This is a genomic window from Kitasatospora dryopteridis, from assembly GCF_050749075.1.
GTDB lineage: Bacteria > Actinomycetota > Actinomycetes > Streptomycetales > Streptomycetaceae > Kitasatospora.
In genome coordinates this window covers 8,190,319-8,207,842 of sequence record NZ_CP192749.1, presented here as the reverse complement: position 1 = coordinate 8,207,842, position 17,524 = coordinate 8,190,319, and the positions used below count along the sequence as shown (strand labels likewise).

16 protein-coding genes and 3 pseudogenes are annotated in these 17,524 nt (G+C 72.6%); 5 read left to right on the top strand and 14 right to left on the bottom strand.

The window, feature by feature from the left end; all coding sequences use genetic code 11:
- Window positions 1-84: 84 nt before the first annotated feature.
- The 7 genes and pseudogenes from ACQ614_RS37545 to ACQ614_RS37515 all read right to left on the bottom strand — a co-directional run.
- Window positions 85-1,116, bottom strand: coding sequence for an ABC transporter permease (locus ACQ614_RS37545; RefSeq protein WP_431683618.1), 1,032 nt, complete (start codon window positions 1,114-1,116; stop codon window positions 85-87).
- Window positions 1,113-2,687 (bottom strand): sugar ABC transporter ATP-binding protein, encoded by a 1,575-nt coding sequence (locus ACQ614_RS37540; RefSeq protein ID WP_431683617.1) that lies wholly within the window; start codon window positions 2,685-2,687, stop codon window positions 1,113-1,115. Before ACQ614_RS37540 ends, ACQ614_RS37545 begins: the two co-directional genes overlap by 4 nt.
- Before the next feature lie 122 nt (window positions 2,688-2,809).
- The gene (locus ACQ614_RS37535; protein ID WP_431683616.1) at window positions 2,810-3,514 is read right to left on the bottom strand and encodes a substrate-binding domain-containing protein; all 705 of its coding nucleotides are present in this window, start codon (window positions 3,512-3,514) and stop codon (window positions 2,810-2,812) included.
- 28 nt (window positions 3,515-3,542) lie between these two features.
- Window positions 3,543-4,664, bottom strand: coding sequence for an ISAs1 family transposase (locus tag ACQ614_RS37530; protein WP_431676013.1), 1,122 nt, complete (start codon window positions 4,662-4,664; stop codon window positions 3,543-3,545).
- A 156-nt stretch (window positions 4,665-4,820) separates the two neighbouring features.
- A pseudogene (locus ACQ614_RS37525) lies at window positions 4,821-5,015 on the bottom strand (DeoR family transcriptional regulator); the annotation flags it as partial.
- A 280-nt stretch (window positions 5,016-5,295) separates the two neighbouring features.
- A pseudogene (locus tag ACQ614_RS37520) lies at window positions 5,296-5,718 on the bottom strand (NPCBM/NEW2 domain-containing protein); the annotation flags it as partial.
- A 33-nt stretch (window positions 5,719-5,751) separates the two neighbouring features.
- A pseudogene (locus ACQ614_RS37515) lies at window positions 5,752-7,437 on the bottom strand (NPCBM/NEW2 domain-containing protein); the annotation flags it as partial.
- A 382-nt stretch (window positions 7,438-7,819) separates the two neighbouring features.
- On the opposite strand from ACQ614_RS37515, the gene ACQ614_RS37510 reads away from it, so the two are divergent.
- Window positions 7,820-8,191: a hypothetical protein gene (locus ACQ614_RS37510; RefSeq protein ID WP_431683615.1), complete on the top strand. Its 372-nt coding sequence runs from the start codon at window positions 7,820-7,822 to the stop codon at window positions 8,189-8,191.
- A gap of 15 nt (window positions 8,192-8,206) precedes the next feature.
- Window positions 8,207-8,443 (top strand): RICIN domain-containing protein, encoded by a 237-nt coding sequence (locus ACQ614_RS37505; protein ID WP_431683614.1) that lies wholly within the window; start codon window positions 8,207-8,209, stop codon window positions 8,441-8,443.
- A gap of 63 nt (window positions 8,444-8,506) precedes the next feature.
- Here the strand turns inward: ACQ614_RS37505 and ACQ614_RS37500 are convergent, their stop codons facing one another.
- The gene (locus ACQ614_RS37500) at window positions 8,507-9,019 is read right to left on the bottom strand and encodes a hypothetical protein (RefSeq protein WP_431683613.1); all 513 of its coding nucleotides are present in this window, start codon (window positions 9,017-9,019) and stop codon (window positions 8,507-8,509) included.
- Window positions 9,020-9,067: 48 nt separating this feature from the next.
- The gene (locus tag ACQ614_RS37495) at window positions 9,068-9,712 is read right to left on the bottom strand and encodes a TetR/AcrR family transcriptional regulator (protein ID WP_431683612.1); all 645 of its coding nucleotides are present in this window, start codon (window positions 9,710-9,712) and stop codon (window positions 9,068-9,070) included.
- An 88-nt stretch (window positions 9,713-9,800) separates the two neighbouring features.
- Between ACQ614_RS37495 and ACQ614_RS37490 the strand changes: the two genes are divergently transcribed.
- Window positions 9,801-10,187, top strand: coding sequence for a nuclear transport factor 2 family protein (locus ACQ614_RS37490; protein WP_431683611.1), 387 nt, complete (start codon window positions 9,801-9,803; stop codon window positions 10,185-10,187).
- 79 nt (window positions 10,188-10,266) lie between these two features.
- Here ACQ614_RS37490 and ACQ614_RS37485 read toward each other — a convergent pair whose 3' ends face one another.
- The 4 genes from ACQ614_RS37485 to ACQ614_RS37470 all read right to left on the bottom strand — a co-directional run bounded on the left by ACQ614_RS37485 (window position 10,267) and on the right by ACQ614_RS37470 (window position 14,253).
- Window positions 10,267-11,379, bottom strand: coding sequence for a polysaccharide deacetylase family protein (locus ACQ614_RS37485; protein WP_431683610.1), 1,113 nt, complete (start codon window positions 11,377-11,379; stop codon window positions 10,267-10,269).
- 213 nt (window positions 11,380-11,592) lie between these two features.
- Window positions 11,593-13,020, bottom strand: coding sequence for a rifampin monooxygenase (rox, locus tag ACQ614_RS37480; protein WP_431683609.1), 1,428 nt, complete (start codon window positions 13,018-13,020; stop codon window positions 11,593-11,595).
- Window positions 13,021-13,238: 218 nt separating this feature from the next.
- Window positions 13,239-13,787: a carboxymuconolactone decarboxylase family protein gene (locus ACQ614_RS37475; protein ID WP_431683608.1), complete on the bottom strand. Its 549-nt coding sequence runs from the start codon at window positions 13,785-13,787 to the stop codon at window positions 13,239-13,241.
- Window positions 13,788-13,902: 115 nt separating this feature from the next.
- Window positions 13,903-14,253 carry a carboxymuconolactone decarboxylase family protein gene (locus ACQ614_RS37470; RefSeq protein ID WP_363492846.1) on the bottom strand — a complete coding sequence of 117 codons (351 nt, stop codon included), beginning with the start codon at window positions 14,251-14,253 and terminating at the stop codon, window positions 13,903-13,905.
- A 133-nt stretch (window positions 14,254-14,386) separates the two neighbouring features.
- On the opposite strand from ACQ614_RS37470, the gene ACQ614_RS37465 reads away from it, so the two are divergent.
- Window positions 14,387-15,268 (top strand): LysR substrate-binding domain-containing protein, encoded by an 882-nt coding sequence (locus tag ACQ614_RS37465; protein WP_431683607.1) that lies wholly within the window; start codon window positions 14,387-14,389, stop codon window positions 15,266-15,268.
- Window positions 15,269-15,275: 7 nt separating this feature from the next.
- Here ACQ614_RS37465 and ACQ614_RS37460 read toward each other — a convergent pair whose 3' ends face one another.
- Window positions 15,276-16,556 carry an alpha/beta hydrolase family protein gene (locus ACQ614_RS37460; RefSeq protein ID WP_431683606.1) on the bottom strand — a complete coding sequence of 427 codons (1,281 nt, stop codon included), beginning with the start codon at window positions 16,554-16,556 and terminating at the stop codon, window positions 15,276-15,278.
- Between the two features lie 163 nt (window positions 16,557-16,719).
- On the opposite strand from ACQ614_RS37460, the gene ACQ614_RS37455 reads away from it, so the two are divergent.
- Window positions 16,720-17,523 carry a hypothetical protein gene (locus ACQ614_RS37455; RefSeq protein ID WP_431683605.1) on the top strand — a complete coding sequence of 268 codons (804 nt, stop codon included), beginning with the start codon at window positions 16,720-16,722 and terminating at the stop codon, window positions 17,521-17,523.
- Window position 17,524 lies beyond the last annotated feature (1 nt).

Here is a 17,524-nt window from a genome sequence, read left to right as displayed (position 1 = left end):
TGGGGCGGGGTGCCTCCCGGCCGGCCGTGGGGCGGGGGTGTCGGGCGCAGCACAGCTCGGCGCCGGCCCGTCGGTGCTCCGCCGTCAGGTGGGGAGGCCGATGGCGCGTTCGCCGCTGCGGCGCTGCTGGATCACCACGGCGACGACCAGCAGGGCGCCCTGGGCGACGTTCTGCCAGAAGGAGTTGATGCCTTCGACGGTCAGGCCGTTCTCGAGGCAGCCGAGGAGGGCGACGGCGAGCAGGGTGCCGCCGATGCCGCCCTTGCCGCCCTTGAGGGCGCAGCCGCCGAGGGCGGCGGCGGTGATGGCCTTGAGTTCCAGGCCCTCGCTGCCGGAGGTGGGCTGGCCGCTGCCGGTGCGGGCGGTGAGCAGGATGCCGGCGACGGCGGCGACGACGCCGATCAGGGCGTAGACGGCGACCAGGTACTTGTTGATGTTGATGCCGGCCAGGCGGGCGGCGGTGTCGTTGCCGCCGATGGCGTAGATGTTGCGGCCGATGTCGGTGTACTTGAGCAGCAGGTGGACGGCGAGGGAGGTGAGGATGAGTATCCAGACCATCATCGGCAGGCCGGCGATCTTGCCGCGGCCGAGGAAGACGAACACGTCGTTGTTGAGGACGTAGCCCTGGGCGCGGCCGTCGGAGAGCAGCTGGGCGAGGCCCTTGTAGGCGGCGAGGCCGGCCAGGGTGGCGATGGTGGGGTTGACCCGGCCGTAGACGATGATCACGCCGTTGAGGATGCCGACCAGGAGGCCGACGCCGACGGCGGCGGCCATGCCGACGAAGGCGTTGGAGCCCGCACCGGTGAAGGCCATGGCGCTGACCACGGAGGCCACGCCGGCCTGGGAGCCGACCGAGATGTCGAGGCCGCCGCAGATGATGACGACGGTCTGCACCACGGCGAGCAGGCCGGTGATGGTGGCGGCCTCGGCGATGACCTGCATGTTGGAGACGCTGAGGTAGTTGTCGTTCAGCACGCCGAACAGGGCGAGCACCACGATCAGGGCGCCGATCAGGCTGAGGTTCTGTCCGCCGACGGAGGCGAGGAGGGCGGCGGGGCCCGCGTTCTTCCGGCCGGGGGCGCTGTCGGCGACGGGCGGGGTGGTCGTGGCGGTCATGCGGATGCTCCAGTCGCGGGGGCAGGGGCGATGTCGTCGGCCATGGCGAGGTTGAGGACGGCCTCCTCGGAGGCGTGGGCGCGGTCCAGTTCGCCGGTGATCCGGCCGTTCTGCATGACGACGATGCGGTCGGCGAGGCCGAGGACCTCGGGGAGTTCGGAGGAGATCACCAGGATGGCGACGCCCTCCTCCGCGAGGTCGGCGATGATCTGGTAGATCTCGGCCTTGGCGCCGACGTCGATGCCGCGGGTCGGCTCGTCCAGGATCAGCACCTTGGGCCTGCGGGCGAGCCAGCGGGCGAGGACGACCTTCTGCTGGTTGCCGCCGGACAGCTTGCGGACCTCGTGCTCGATGGACGGGGTGCGCACCCGCAACCGGTCGGCGTACTGCTGGGCGAGGTCGCGCTCGGCCGCCCGCCTGACGAAGCGGAAGCGGCGCAGCCGTTCCAGCACGACGGTCGAGGTGTTGTCGCGGATCGAGCGGTGCAGGAACAGTGCCTGCGCCTTGCGCTCCTCGGGGGCGAGGCCGAGGCCGGCGCGGATGACGGCACCGGGCCTGCCGGAGGGCAGCCGCCGGCCGTCGATGGTGACGGTGCCGGAGTGGATCGGCCTGTCGCCGGCGAGGGCGAGGGCGAGTTCGGAGCGCCCGGCGCCGATCAGGCCGGCCAGGCCGACGACTTCGCCGGCGTGGATCTGCAGGTCGATGTCGCGGACGTCGTCGGTGGTGACGCCGCGGACGTCGAGGACCAGGCGGTCGGTGGCGACGTGGCTGCGGGAGAACATGGTGGAGAGGTCGCGGCCGACCATGAGGCGGACGAGTTCGCCCTCGCCGGTGGTGGCCGCGTCCTGGACGCCGGCCAGCGTGCCGTCGCGCAGGACGGCGATGCGGTCGGCGAGTTGGAAGATCTCCTGCATGCGGTGGGAGACGTAGACGACGGCGACGCCGTCGCTGCGCAGCCGGCGGATCAGCGCGAACAGCGCGTCGACCTCGTGCTCGGAGAGCGAGGAGGTGGGCTCGTCGAAGGCGATGACCTTGGCCTCGCCGGTCAGCGCCCGCAGGATCTCGACCAGTTGGCGCTGGGCCGGGGTGAGTCGGGAGCCGGGCAGATCCGGGTCGAGGACCTTGTCGAAGCCGAGACGATGGAGGTCGGCGGTGATGCGGCGGCGCAGTTCGGCTCGGTCCAGGCGGCGTCCGGCGGTGCGGGGCAGCGCACCGGCGTAGACGTTCTCGGCGACCGAGACGTGCGGGATGATCTCCGGCTCCTGCGGGATGATCCGGATGCCGGCGCGGCGGGCGTCCGTCGGCGTGGCGAACTGGACCGGCTTGCCGTCGATGACGACGCTGCCCCCGGTGGGCCTGTGGTCACCCGTCAGGATCTTGAGGAGGGTGGACTTCCCCGCGCCGTTCTCGCCCATGAGGGCGGTGACCCGGCCGGCGGGGAAGTCGAGGGTGACGCCGTCGAGAGCCTGCACTGCGCCGAACCGCTTGGAGACGTTCCGCACACCGGCGCTGCCGGGGGGCGGTGCGGTGGGCGGCCCGGGATTCGGGTTCGCGTCGTGGGCCCTGCTCATGGTGTCACCTTCGATTCGTGCGGGAGGGTGGCGGGAGGGTGGGAGGAGCTCGTCGCGCGGGGCTGCCGGGGCCGGGCAGCGGCGGCCGGCCCGGGTGTTCGGGCCGGCCGGCCGAGGGGGTGTCAGCTGCAGGAGACGCCGGCGGACTTCCACGTGGTCGGGTCGACCATGGTGGTGGGCGCGAAGGCCTCCTTCGGGAAGTCCTTGCTGTTCTTGAGCTTGTCGTACATGGTCTGGACGGCGAGGGCGCCGACGTCCTTGCCGTTGATGAACAGGGCGGCCTTCATGCCGGTCGGCTTGCTGCCGCTCCAGTTCTTGCAGGCGAGGTACGCGCCGAGGCCGACGCCGATCACGTTGTCGGCGCCGACGCCGGCGTTCTCCAGGGCCGTGACACCGCCCTGGACGTTCTCGTCGTTGCAGCCCCAGACGACCCAGCGCTTGACGCCCGCGTTGGCGGTGATGGTGGCCGCGATCTTGTCCTGGGCGCCGGTCGGGGTGTTGTCGGTGGGGACGTCGATGTTCTGCACCTGGGCGCCGACGCCGGCCGCGAACGCCGCCTTGGCGGCCTTCACACGGTCGCCGCAGACGGTGACGTCCTGCTTCCAGGCGGAGACGGTCCGGGTCTCGGCCGGGTTCCAGCCGGCCTTCTTGAACTCCTCGGCGGCACGCTTGCCGACCTCGGTGCCCATCTGCTCGCCGGAGAAGCCGATGCGGGCGACGAGGCTGCCCTTGTCGCAGGCCGCCGGGTCCGGGCCGGTGGCGCAGATCTGGTCGTCGGAGGTCAGCAGGGCCACCTTGGCGTCCCGGCGATCCCAGGGCTCTTGCAAGGTCTGATTTCTCTGGCATTCGCGCTGGTCAACGGGGGATGCCGAGGAGGTCGAGGGGCTTGGTGAAGGGTTCGTAGGACAGGTCGCGGACGGCCGCGGCGATGTTGGTGGCGCCGTCGGCGCGCAGGTGGTTGAGCGCGGTGTTGCGCAAGCCGGCCATGTTCTCCGGGCCGTGACCGGTGCGGACCTGGGAACGGTCCTCGTCCCAGAGGGTGTCACGAACGTAGTGGATCTTGTTCTCGATGCCCCAGTGCCCGCGGACGGCCTGGGCGAGGTTCTCGGGCTTCGCCCGCGACGAGGGCAGGTCGGTGACCACGTAGACGGTCTCGCGGGTCCGCTTGCCGGTGGCCTGTTCGGTGCGGTGACGAGTGATCCGGGCGACCTGCCTGACGTGCGGGAACGCGAAGTGGGAGACGGTGAGGACCTGGACGACCCGGGTCTCGGTGCGACCGTGGCCCCGGCTGCGGTCGTAGTACTTGGCGGTGGCCTGCTTCCAGGGCAAGGCCCGGCAGCTGGCGTGCAGGGTCGGCTGGTTGGCCTTCACCGTCAGGACGAAGTGGGCCTTCTTGTCCTCGACCAGGAACCGGGCGGTCTCGACCTGGGTGTGCAGGGCGTCGGCGGTGACGACCGTACCGGAGATGTCCAGCGCCGCCAGCAGGTCCCGCAGGCACGGGATCTCGTTCGTCCCGTCCGGCACCCGCAGCTGAGCCAGCAGACGGTCGTCCTGGTCGACGACCGAGAGCAGGTGGGCGGCCTGCCGGTCTCGGGTGCGTGAGCCCCTCGCGCTCTTGCCGTCCGCCGCGAGCCGGCGTGGCCGGGGACCCGGCTCGCCGACCGGCTGCAGCAGGACAGCGAGCCCGGCCGGGTTCAGCTTCTCGACCACACGGCGCACAGTGTCCATCGACGCCGCCGGCCGCACGCCCAGCGCGCCGCGCGGCGGGAAGCCCAGCCTCTCCAGCGTGTGCTGCGGGGCGCGCCGTAGCCACTGACCAATCGCCGCGTACGAACGGGCCCCGGCCACCACCGCGCAGGCCGCCGCGCGGACCAGTGCGAGCAGTGGATACCGCCGTCCGCGCCGATCCCGCGGGTCCCACGCCTCGGGCCCGTCACCCGCACCGGTGACAACGCACGACAGCACGGCCGCGGGCATGGAAGACTCACAGAACACCGAAGCTCCGTTGGTAGTAAGCGACTTGAGAGGTCACTCACACCAACGGAGCTTCGGTCTTTCCGGTCACACCCCCGATGACCAGGCGCTTTGCAAGATCACATCGACCTTGCAACAGCCCTGCCGTTCACCGCTGCCGGCCGTCGCAACGGCGCCACCGTGGACCTTCTCCACTGCTCCCTGCCGTTCGAGCGCGTCGAGATCGCGCCGCACGGTCATGTCCGAGACACCCAGGCTGACCACGAGTTCCGAGACTCGTACGGCGCCGTCGCGCCGCACCGCTTCGAGGATCAGGGCACGCCGCTGCTGTGCGAGCAGTCCTTGGTCTGCCACGGCTTTCCCGGCCCTTCGTGGTACGCCCTGCCGACGGCTCCGAATATAGCGCAGCCGATCTTCGGCACCACCGGTCGGCCGAAACGGCCCCCGGGCGGTAAGCAATTTCCGGTCGGAACGGGCGGCGGAAACGGGCGGGCATGCGGCTTCCGGCCCCGAAATCGGTTATCGGGAGACCTTGACGCCGGCCGCCCCCAGTGCACGGGCGGGCCTCGCCCGACACGCGGCCGGTCCTGCAGCCGCGAGCGCTGCAGGACCGGCCGGCGTTGCCGATGGGAGATCAGGAGCAGGCCAGTCTGGGCGCGGCCCAGTCCGCGTGGTCGAAGTCGATTCCGTCGCCGCCGTCACCGACCTGCAGGGTCAGCTCGTAGGCGCCGGTGAGCGGGGCGTCGAGGTGCACGGCGCCGCCCGCGCCGGTGACCGTACCGCTGTCGGCCACCTTGGCACCGTCGGCAAGGATCTGGAAGCCGACCGCGCCCTTGCTGCCGACCTCCTCGTCCACGCCGACGTCGGTGCTCAGCACGCTGCACCTGCCGCCGAGGTAGTAGGTGATCGTCGAAGCGGCGTGGACGCCGAGGCCCTTGGCGTACGCGGTGCCGCCGATGGTGAGGGTCCGTCCGTCGCCGCCCGCGGCCTCGCCGTTGCTCCTGTCCCGCTCGACCGGGCCCCAGCCGCTGAGGGCGGTGGACCACGGCAGGTCGCTCAGCTCGTGGGTGCCGGCCGACGGTGCCGCCCCGCAGCCGATCCGGGCGCCGGCCCAGTCGGCGTGGTCGTAGGCCTTGCCGTCGCCGCCGTCGGTGACCACCAGCCGGAGGACGGTGCCGCCGGTGAGGTCCGCGGTCAGACGCAGGGCCGGGTCGGTGCCGCGCCGGACCCCGCTGTCGGCGACCAGCGCGGCGTCGCGGTAGACCTGGAACCGCACCGAGCCGCTGCTGCCGGCCTCGTCGTCGACGCCGACGTCCACGACGAGGCCGGTGCACGTCCCGCCGAGGTGGTAGCGGATCTCCGAATCGGAGTGCGTGCCGAGGCCCTTGGCGTACGCGGTGCCGCCGATGGTGAGGGTCCGTCCGTCGCCGGGCGCGGTCTCGCCGTTGCTGTGGTTGCGCTCGACCGGGCCCCAGCCGCCGCCGGCCGCCGTCCAGGCCGAGTCGCCGAGCTGGAAGGCCCCGGTGGGCAGCGGGGTCGGCGCGCTCGGGGTGACCCGGAACATCACCGTGCCGTGCGGGGGCACCGTGGCGCCGATCGCCCCGGTCGTGGTGGTGGTCTGCTTGGACCACAGGTCCTTGAGCGTGTACGAGGCGGCGCCGCCGATCCCGGCCGCCGCGGCGGTGGTGGAGACCGTCTGCGCGGTGCCGGTCTCGTTGGTCAGGGTGACGGAGCGGCCGCCGTCGGCCAGCGGCTTGCTCATCACGACCAGCCCGCCCTGGGAGGAGATCACCGTGCCCTGCCGGCCCAGCGGGTCCTGGTCGACGGCGATCACGTCGGTGTTGGTGAGGATCGCCATCGTCGCGGCGCTCGCGCTGCGCAGGTCGGTGCCGATCAGCAGGGGCGCCGCCATCTGCGCCCACAGGCTGAAGTGGGTGCGGTACTCGGTGTCGGTCATGCCGCCGTTGCCGACCTCCAGCATGTCGGGGTCGTTCCAGGCGCCGGGACCCGCGTACGGGGCCAGGGACTGGTTGGCGTGCGCGATGGAGATCATGCTGGACCAGGAGTCGGAGATGTCCCCGGTGGTGCGCCAGGAGTTGCCGACCTCCTGAGCCCACGTCCAGGGCCGGCTGCTCCCCCACTCGCAGACGGAGTAGAGGATGCTGCGGCCGGTCGCCCTGAGCGCGGCGCCCATGGCCTTGTACCGCTGCTGGGCGTCGACGCCCTGGTTGTAGCAGTTGTCGTACTTCAGGTAGTCGACGCCCCAGGAGGCCCACAGGTTTGCGTCCTGCTGCTCGTGGCCGAGCGCGCCGGGGAAACCCAGCCCGTCGCAGGTCCTGGTACCGGCACTGGAGTAGATCCCGAACTTCAGGCCCTTGGAGTGGACGTAGTCGGCGACCGCCTTGATGCCGTGCGGGAACCGGACGGGGTCGGGCACGAGGTTGCCGGAGGCGTCGCGGTTCGGCAGCGCCCAGCAGTCGTCGAGGTTGACGTAGGTGTAGCCGGCGTCCTTCAGCCCCCGCGAGACGAAGATGTCGGCGATGCCCTTCACCATGGCCTCGTTGAACTCGGCCCGGCAGTACGTGGAGTTCCAGTTGTTGAAGCCCATCTGCGGGGTGAGGGCCTGGGAGTTCTGCAGTGCGGCGGCCGGGGCGGCGGTCGCCAGGTCGAGGCCGACGAGGGCGGCGGCGCTCAGGGCACCGCCGCCGGCCAGCACGGCCAGGGTGGTCGCTAAGCCGACGACCCCGTGTCGATTCGTGTTGGAGATCCGAGCCATGGGCAGCCTCCAGGTCGCGATCAGCACACAAATGCACTGAACCGAACGGAACCAAGCATGGGAGAGCGTCGAGCCGGGCATGACCCTTGTCAAGAGAGTTCGCAACTCTTCGTCATCACGAGCCGACTCTCCGTCATCGAGCCGGGTCTCCGGTCGGCGACCCCCCGAGACTCCCGGCCGCCCCGGGGGCCCTTCCGGGGAGCCTCCGGCCGCGGCACCCCGGGGACAACGAGGGAATCCGACAGAAACCCACACGCCGAACACGGGCGTGAATCCACCCAATGGTCTGGACATATCCGATTGGTCCAGTCCATGATGGAAGACACGCCGGTGCACGCGCGCGACGCGCCGAGACGCCGGCACCGCTCGACGAGGAGTGGCAATGGCCGTCACGGAGGTTCACCGGACCGGCACCCGCACTGCGGTCTACCTTCGCTGTTATCCGTACGACAGCTGGCGGATGGACCTCCACCGGAGGGCCCTAGAGGATCACGCCCGGGAGATCGGCCTCGGCTCTCCGCACGTCTACCTCGACAACGGCTCGTCCTCCGGTGCCCTCAAGCCCGAGCTCCGTCGGCTCCTCGCCCAGGCCGCCCTCGGCCGGGTCACCGAGGTGCTGGTCCCGGGCCGCTGGGTGTTCTCCCTGAACGGCCGCACCGCGGACTCCGTCGTCGAGTTCCTCCGCGGGGTCGGGGTCGCGGTGGTCGAACTGCCGCAGCGCGAACCCCGGAGCGGCCACCGCCTCGCGTCCTGAGCGGACGAAGCGAGGGTGCACCCCACAGGTCGTCACACCGGCTGCGGCGCCACGTGCACTGACCCCGCCTCAGAGCGCCGGCGCCGGGCCGGTGGAGCCCCTGACGAACAGCAGGTCGCCAACCGCAATGCCGCCTCCACCGGACAGGTCCTCGACGTCACCGGTGTCTCCACCGCCGACGGCGCCCGGCTCCAGCAGTGGGCCTGCACCGGCGGCAGCGCCCGGTCCTTCCGCCTCACCGCGGTCGGCTGACCCCACCCCACCGTGCGGGGCGGCCGACGCACCGACCGCCGCTGTCGCAGCCGTGCCGCGCCGTCAGCGGTTCGGCGGCGACTGCGCGTGCTGCGTCAGGGGCGGTCGGCCGCGGCAGGGTCGAGCACGGCGGACATGCCGACCACGGCCACCAGTTCGAGCGGCAGTTCCTTGTCCCCCCTGGCCGACGGCTATCGCCAGCCAGCGGCCCGTCCCGGGGAGTGGCCATGCCTGCATGCTGCCGGCCAGCCGGCTGAGGAAGCCGATCGGCTCCGGCACCTCCTCGCCCTCGCAGCCGGCCTTCAGATACGGCCAGAGGTCGACGGAGATCGGGTCGCCCCAGCGTGCCGCGAGCGCTGCGACCAGGGCGTCGAGGCAGGCCTGCATTTCCGCGTCCGCCGCCATCAGGGCCCGGCCGTCCTCGTCGTCCCAGAAGTCCTGGCTCTGCTTCAGGAAGTACACGCGGTGGTCCGGGCCGGCGTGCCCGGCGGCGTCGCTGACGTGCCGCTCCGGGAAGGGCTGCGCGAGCAGCTCGTCGACCAGGACGAGGTGCTGCTCGAGGTCGGTGGTGGCCATGCGCGCAGGCTACGGCGCGGCACGGACAGTCGGCCGGTGGGGCGGGGCCTACGGACGGCTTGCCGTGCCGGGCGGGGCTTGTGACAGTCCGACCAGCCGGTGGAGGAAGCGGTCGACCTGCTCCTCCAGCGGGGGCCAGGCGCGGTCGGGCTCGTTGACGCGCAGGGAGACCGCGCCGTGGACGGCGGCCCGCAGGTCGAGGGCCACCTCGGCGGCGTCGGCGGCGGGGGCCAGTCCGGCATCCATGCAGCGCCGGACGGCGGCCGTCGTCGCGAGGCCCAGCTCCTCCTTGAAGGGCATGTCGGCCCGCCGGTTGAGGGTGCTCTCGTGCAGCACCTTGTACAGGCCGGGGTGGTCGTGCGCCCATGACCCCAGCACGAGGGTGCGGGCGCGCAGTCGGGCCGCGGCGTCGTCCGCGGCGTCCTCGGCCTGCTGCACGGCGAGCACCAGGTCCCGGTGGCAGCGCTCCAGGGCGGCGAGGACGAGGGCGTCGTGGTCGGGGAAGTGGAGGTACACCGAGGTCGCCGCCACGTTGATCTCGCGGGCCACGGCCCGCAGGGACAGTGCCTGGTCGTCGCCGAGTGCGTCCAGCATGCGCACGGTGGCGACGACGATCTCCTCGCGGAGGCGTTCGCCCTGACCGCGGGGGTTGCGTCCGCGCGGCTCTCGCTTGATCGGTGACTTGTCGTCCACGGCCGCTCATCGTATCCGCACGATCGTTGCCCTGCATTCGTAGCGCTACAGCTGTTCACATACAGCTGTTCACCTACGAGGGGGAGCCATGCAGAACGCACGACTCGAGGAGAACAAGCAGACCGTGCTGGCCTTCTACCGGGCGGCGATCAACGACAAGGACCACGAGGCGGCGGCGGAGCTGATCAGCCGCAGCTACGTGCAGCACAACCCCCGGATCGCCGACGGGCCGGACGGGCTCCGGGAGTTCGTCGAAACGCTCAGGGCCGATTTCCCTCGGCTCCGCGCCGAGGTGAAGCGGATCTTCGCCGAGGGCGACCATGTGATCGCCCATGTCCACGGCGTCCGGGTGCCCGGCGGCCCCGGGACGGCGATCGTCGACATCTTCCGCCTGGAGGACGGCAGGATCGCCGAACACTGGGACGTCATGCAGCAGATCCCCGACGAGGCCCGGAACACCAACGGCATGTTCTGACCGCCCGTCGACAGGCCCGCGCACGGGGGTGACGGCGGCGGGCTGCCCTTCGGTGTCCTCCGGGCAGCCCGCCGAGCGGTCAGGAGAGGTACTGCGCAAGGCCTGCGGGCCGCAGGCCGGCCGCGTCGGCTGCATCCAGCACCCGTGCCAGGTCGCTCGCGAGGGTGTCGGTGAAGTGCAGCAGCACCACGTCACCGGGGCGCAGCGGCCCGCCGTGGTAGACGTTGGACGCGCCCCAGCTGAAGTCCGCGGTGGCGGTCATGACCGTGGTGATGCCGCAGTTGGCGGCCGCCTGCAGGGTGTCGGCGTTCCAGGCCAGGTACGGCGGCCGGACGACCGCGGGTGTCGTCCCGGTGCGCCGCAGGACGGCGTCGCGGGCGCCGCAGATCTCCGCCTGCTGCTCCTCGGGGCTCAGGGTGGTGAGGTCGCGGTGCGAGACGCTGTGGATCTGGACGGAGGAGCCGGGCCCGGCCGTGACCTTGCGGAACCACTCGGGGTCGAAGCCGAGCGGCATCGGCAGCGGGAAGGCGGTGACGGGCACCCGGCGTTCGGCGACGAGGGCGGCCGCCTCGGGCGTGCGCTGCCAGCCGTCGTCGACGGTGACGAAGACGACCGGGTCGGTGGTGGGCACGTTCCACAGGGCGCGGGCGGGTGCCGGCGCGGGGCCGTCCACCCGTACGTCGTCGACGGCGTAGGCGCCCTGGCCGTACCAGCCGTGGAGGTAGAGGCGGACGGCGGTCGTCGCCGTGCCGGTGGTGAAGGAGGTGGTGAGCTGCCGCCATTCGCCGCCGGTGTCCGGGGTCCAGGCGGGTGCGGCGTCGTGTCCGGTGCCCTCGGCGCCCAGGAAGACGTACGCGCCGCGCACCCAGGCGGACACCGTGTAGGTGGTGCCCGGCCGGACGCTCAGGGTCTGCTCGCAGCGCCCGGTGGAGCCCTCCCCCGCGGGGGTCACGGTGAGGGCGGAGGCGCCGCTGCGGGCCGTCCCGGTGACGGCGGCCTCGCCCACGGTGCACTGCCAGCCGGGGATCGCGCCCCAGTCGTCCAGCGGCAGTGCGGGGATCTCGAATCCCGGGTTGGTGGCGAGGTTGGCGGCGGCCGGGGTGTCGGCGTGCGCGCCGGATGCGAACGGGCCGGCGACGGCCAGCGCCGTGCCCGCCGCAACGGCGGCGAGGCGGTGAAGAAGTCTGGACACGGAACAGCTCTCCGAGGGATCGGTGACGACTTGGAGGGGCTCCCCGAGGGAGGGGAGTTCACGCCGTCCGACCGCACCCGGACCGGGCCATACCCTGTCCGGGCCGGGGCCGCGCGTCAAGAGCCGCAGCCGCTCCGATCGACGATCCGTCAGAACTCTTGCAGGGCAGGCCCATCACCCGGTCGGACGGCCGTTGCCTCCTGGAGCACTGCATCAGCCGGCCGCAGCGCCGAACCACCTGGGCAGGGCGGCGAGGAGGTCCTTCTGGTCCTCGCCGACCCAGGCCACGTGGCCGTCGGGCCGCAGCAGTACGGCGGGTGCGTCCAGTTCCTCGCCGACGTCGACGACGTGGTCGACCCGGTCCGCCCAGCCCGCCACGGAGAGGCGGCCGGTCGGGTCGAGCAGCAGGCCGCGGCCGCCGTGCATCAGCTCGTACAGGCGTCCATGCTTCAGCCCGATGTCCCGCATGCGCCGGCCGAGCAGTTCGTGGCCCTCGCCGAAGTCGTAGCGGACGCCGATGGCCGTGATCTTCTCGATCAGGTGGCGGTTCACCTCCTCGAAGTCCATCAGTTCCGACAGCAGCCGCCGCACGGCCCGGGGGCCGGGCTCGGTGGACAGCAGCTCCATCTGCGCACGGGTGTTGTCCAGCACCTCGGCGGCCACCGGGTGCCGTTCGGAGTGGTAGGTGTCCAGCAGCCCTTCCGGTGCCCGGCCGTCGATCTCGGCGGCCAGCTTCCAGCCGAGGTTGAAGGCGTCCTGGATCCCGAGGTTGAGGCCCTGCCCGCCGGTCGGCGGGTGGATGTGCGCCGCGTCGCCGGCCAGCAGCACCCGGCCGACGCGGTAGTGCTCGGCCAGCCGGGTGGCGTCGCCGAAGCGGGAGAGCCAGCGCGGCGAGTGCACGCCGAAGTCGGTGCCCGCGACCGCCCTCAGCTGCTGCTTGAAGTCCTCCAGGGTCGGTGCGGCCGTACGGTCCTCGGCCACTCCCTCGGCGGGCACGATGACCCGGTACGCCCCGTCCCCGAGCGGCATGGCGCCGAACCTCAGCTGGGTCCTGCGGACTTCGGCCACCACCTCGGCCAGGGTCTCCGCCGGAACGTCCAGCTCCATCTCGCCCAGCAGCGTCTCCACCCTGGCGGGCTCGCCGGGGAAGCCGACGCCGAGCAGCCTGCGCACCGTGCTGCGGCCGCCGTCGCAGCCGACGAGGTAGCGCGAGCGCAGCCGTGTGCCGTCGGCCAGCTCGGCGCTCACCCCGTCCTCGTCCTGGCTCAGCCCGACCAGTTCGCAGCCCCGCCGGATCTCGGCGCCGAGCCCGGTGGCGTGTTCGGTCAGCAGGCGTTCGGTGACGCGCTGCGGAATGCCGAGGACGTACGAATGCGCGGTGTCCAGCCCGTCGGGCCACTGCTTGGCCAGGCCGGCGAAGAAACCGCCGACCCTGAACTGCTTCCCGAGTTCGAGGAACTTCTCCAGCAGACCGCGCTGGTCCATCACCTCGATGCTCCGCACGTGCAGGCCGAGCGCGCGGGACTGCACGGTCGGCTCCGCCGCCTTGTCGATGACGAGCACGTGGACGCCGTGCAGCCGCAATTCGCCGGCGAGCATCAGTCCGGTCGGTCCGCTGCCGACCACGATCACGTCAATCATGAAATCCCCGTCCGCCGAGAAGGGAACGCATTTCCGCGAATCCCCGGTTTTCCCCAGGTCCTGACCTCGGCCGACAATTCTGCGCCACTACGGGGGCCTTGCCGCAAGGCCCCCGGTGCGCTATATATTGAGAGTGGCAAGGAGCGTCGGTCTCCTTGCCTTTCTCATTGCGTTCGGCTCATTGCGTTCGGCTCATTGCGTGCCGCCGGGCCCGGGCGTCAGGTCCACTGCTCGGCGGGCTTCCGGCCGGGCAGCGGCTTGCCGATGAGGGCGAGCGGGACGAAGAAGTTGACCTGGCCGATCGCGAGGGTGAGCGTCGTCAGGGCCTTGGGGTCGTAGTGCGCGGCCGCCTCGGCGTACAGCTCGTCCGAGACCCGCTCTCCCCCGCCGGCCGGCGGGGTGAGGACGGCCTCGACCAGGGCGAGGGCCACGCGCTCGGCCGGGGTGAAGTACGGCGCGTCGTGCCAGGTCGCGACCGCGGTGATGCGCTCCTCCGACTCGCCGGCCTTCCGGAGGTTGTCGGCGTGCTGGACGGCGAGGTAGGTGCTGCCCACGATCTGGCCCGCGCGCAGCTGGACGAGGCTGATCGTGGTCCGCGGCACGGAGCGGTTGCCGGTGGCGCGGTACAGCCAGCCGCCCAGCTCCTGCAGCTCCGGCACCTGCGCCACCGGGTCGGACATCCGCGACCGCTCGGCGGCCCCCGCGGTGGCGGACGATGCGGTGGCGGACGATGCGGTGGTGCCGTTGGTGGTCGAAGAAGCGCTCATGGTCGGTGTTCCTCTCGGGATTCGCTCGATGCCGTCACTGCACTGACGGATCGCGGCGCAGCGATGTGACGGCCGAGCGCACCTTTTTCTGCGGCCCCTGCCAACGGCCGCCCGCTCACCCGTGGGCGGTTTCCCCGCCGTGGCCGTGCTGCTCGAAGAGGCGGTCGGCGAGCAGGGCGTGCGCCAGTGTGCCGCCCGCCCGGACGGAGGCGGTGACGAACGCGGTCTCGGCGAGTTCTTCGGCGGTCACGCCGTGCCGCCGGGCGGCGGCGGTGTGGACGTCCAGGCAGTAGGAGCACTGGGTGACGAGCGCGACCGCCACCGAGATCAGCTCGCGGTAGCGGCGCGGCACCGCCCCGTCCTCCCGGTCCACGGCCTGCTGGAAGGCGAGCCAGGCGGCGAACTCGGCCGGGGCGCCGCGGCCGACGGAACGGGCGCGGTGCAGGTCGTCGGGGTGCGCGTACACGGATGTGTCTCCTGCGGTGGTGGGTGGCGGCGGACCGGGTGCCCGGCGCCTGACACCACCTCACCGCGGGTGCCGCGGGCCCGTCCAAGACCGGTTTCGGAGGGCGGTGCCGTCCTCGGTATCGTGGCCGGTCATGGACCTGCGGGCGTTGCGCTGTTTCGTCGCCGTGGCCGAGGAGGGCCACTTCGGCCGCGCCGCGGCACGGCTGCATCTCGCCCAGCCGCCGCTCAGCCGCCGCATCCGTGACCTGGAGGCCGATCTCGGGTGCCGGCTGTTCGACCGCGTCCCGACCGGGGCGCGGCTCACCCCGGCCGGAGAGGTCCTGCTGACGGAGGCCCGGGACCTGCTGGAACGCGCCGAACGCGCCCGCCAGCGGGTCCGCGGCGCCGAGGCCGGACGCATCCTCGTCCTGGGCACCGCGGCGGGCGCCGGTCCGCAGGTCGGTCCGACGGCACTGGCCGCGCTGCGCCGCACCCGTCCCGAGGTCCGGGTACGGCTGCGGGAGGCGCCGATCACCGATCCGACGGCCGGCCTGCGGGAGGGACGGGTGGACTTGGCCCTCACCCGGCTGCCTTTCGACACCGACGGTCTGACGGTCCGTGTGCTCGGCGAGGAGGCGGTGGTCGCGGCCGTCCCGGCGGACGATCCGCTGGCGGCCCGCCCGCGCCTGCACGTCGGGGAGCTGGCCGACCGCCCGCGCTTCCGCCTGCCGCCGGGCACCGACGCCCGGTGGCGCGGCTACTGGCTCGCCGCCGGGGAGGACGACGCGCCCGGCCCGGTGGTGGCGACCGTCGAGGAGTGCCTGCACACCGTCCTGTGGGAGGGCGCCGTCGGTCTGCTCCCGGCCGGGGCGGCCCGCAAGTACGCGCGTCCCGGCATCGCCTTCGTGCCGGTCGACGGCCACCCGCCGAGCCGGGTCGTCACCGTCCGCCGCACCGCCGTCTGCGACCCGCTGGTGGACGCCCTCGCGGACGCACTCGCCGCAGCCGCGGGCCTGGACGCGCCGCGGGGCTGACTCCGGGTCAGCCCACGAACTCCATCTCCGGGTAGCGGGCGGAGGGCCCGTCGAGCAGGTCGCTGCAACGTCCCCGCAGCCACCGGTCGAAGTAGGCCGCCACATAGGCCTCCGTGGTGCGGATCGCGGTGGCCGGTTCGATCGTGCCGATGTCCTTCACCAGGGTGGCCGGCGGCAGGCCGAGCTGCGGGAGCAGTGCCTCGGCGTCCGTGAACGACGCGTGCTCCGAGCCGCGCAGCTTCAGCTCCCGCGCCCAGCCCGGGGTGTGGGCGCGGAACGCCTGCCAGCCGGGCCCGGTGTCGGTGTCGCCGTCCTTGCCGAGCAGCAGGAACGGCCGGGCGAGCCCGTGCTCGGCCACCGGCAGCGGCTTGCCGTCGAAGTCGGTCAGGTTGCCGTCCATGTCGATGCCGGCGGTGATCCTCGGGTCGGCGTCCATGGCGAGGGCCGCGGCCGTGCCGCCCATCGAGTGGCCGGCCATGCCGACCCGGGACAGGTCGAGGGCTCCGGCGAGACCGGCGGGCAGCGTCCTGCCGTCGGCGTCGGGGTTGCGGCCGGCGTTCAGCGCCTCCAACCGGTCCAGGACGAACCGGGTGTCGGCGACCCGGACGTCCAGGGCCTTCCGGATGAACGCGGCGGGGTCGCCCGGCGCGACCATGGTGGCCAGTGAGCCGTCCGGGAACTGGACCTCCGGTGCCTCGTAGGTGTGGTCGACGGTGACCACCGCGTAGCCCCGGCTCGCCAGGTCCGCCACCAGCGTGGTCCCCCAGGTCCGCGGTTCGCCGAGCCCGGGCGAGTAGACCACCACCGGCAGCCGTCCGGCCCGGGCGGCGACGGACGCACCGGCCACCGCGTGCGTACGGACGGCGGCCCAGTCGGCCTGCCCGGTCGGCACGTCGAGGCCGAGGAAGGTGTTGGCCGTCACCGCGTCGAAGTGCGCGGCGGCCTTCGGCAGCATGTACGGCGCAGCGGGGTGTCCGGCGGCCCGGTCCGCGGGGTAGTACACGGTGGCCATCAGCTCCCGGGAGCCGTGGTCCGGCTGCCACGGGTCCGTCCGGCTGTGGTCGACGAGGTGCAGTGCGACCTCCCCGACCCGGTGTCCGCCGGTCGGGGCCGGCAGGCTCGGCGCGGCCGCCCGGACGGACCGGGCCGGTAACGCCGTGGAGTCCGTCGCCGCCTGCGCCGGGAGGGCGGTCGCCAGGCTGCCGAGTGCGGCGGCCGCACAGACGGCAGCAGCAGTGAGGCCGCGCCGCCGGCGGCCGGGACGGTGGTTGGTCCGCATGATCGTCATATCGCCATCCTGCGGCCCGGCGTACGGCCGGCACCATCGGGAACAGCCCCGACTCCCGAGGTCGGGGATTCCCTAGGGGTGGGGTCCTGCGATGCGCTGACGGCTCGGGCAAATTCGCTGGTCGGCGGTGCAGGGGGAGTGATCTGATGCGCCCATGGCCGGAATGAGCATCACAGTGTGTCTGCCCGCGCAGGAAGCGGGGAGGGTGGAGGCGGCGGTCGCCGAGGCGATGGCGCCCTTCGAGCGCGACTACGAACGCGGCGACGACCTGGACATCTGGGACTCCTGGCGGATCACCGGCGGCACGGTGCACGGCGGCGGGTTCCCTGTGCTCCGGGGCCACGAGCGGGACAGCCGGCTGCTCCACGAGTTCCCGAGCCGGTGGCTGACCGGGCACGTACCGGTGGCCAACGACTTCGGCTGGTGCGCGGGCGGGCCTCGTGAGCTCCTCGACCTCTCCGCCTCGCGCGAGGTGGCGCGGGAGCTGGCCGACGCGGCGTGGCAGCGCTGGCACGACCTCGCGGCAGAGCTGCCGCCGGCCCGGCCGTGGCGCCTGTACCTCGATCGCCACAGCGCCGATCCGCGGGCCTACCCGTCCCGGCGCGCCAGCGAGGACTACGACGGTCAGCCCCTGCTGCAGGCGTACCGGAGCTACCTGAGGACGCTGCCCACCGAGTGCTACCGGTGGGACTTCCTGCGCCCGATGGACCCGGTTGCCCGCATCGGAGGCATGCCCCGCCAGGAGTTCGTCGAGTGGCAGACCGCCTACGCCCTGCCCACACGCAACCTCCTCACCCCGGCGGGGTGGTGGTACGAGGACGGTGGCGCGGGTGTGCACGGCACCTGTGACGACCCGTCCGACTGCCGGCACGAGCCCGATGTTCCGGCAGGCTACGACCACATCGACGCCTACCTGGCGGCTCTGCCGGGCGACATGCTCGTGGTCAACGTCCACTGCCACGTCTGAG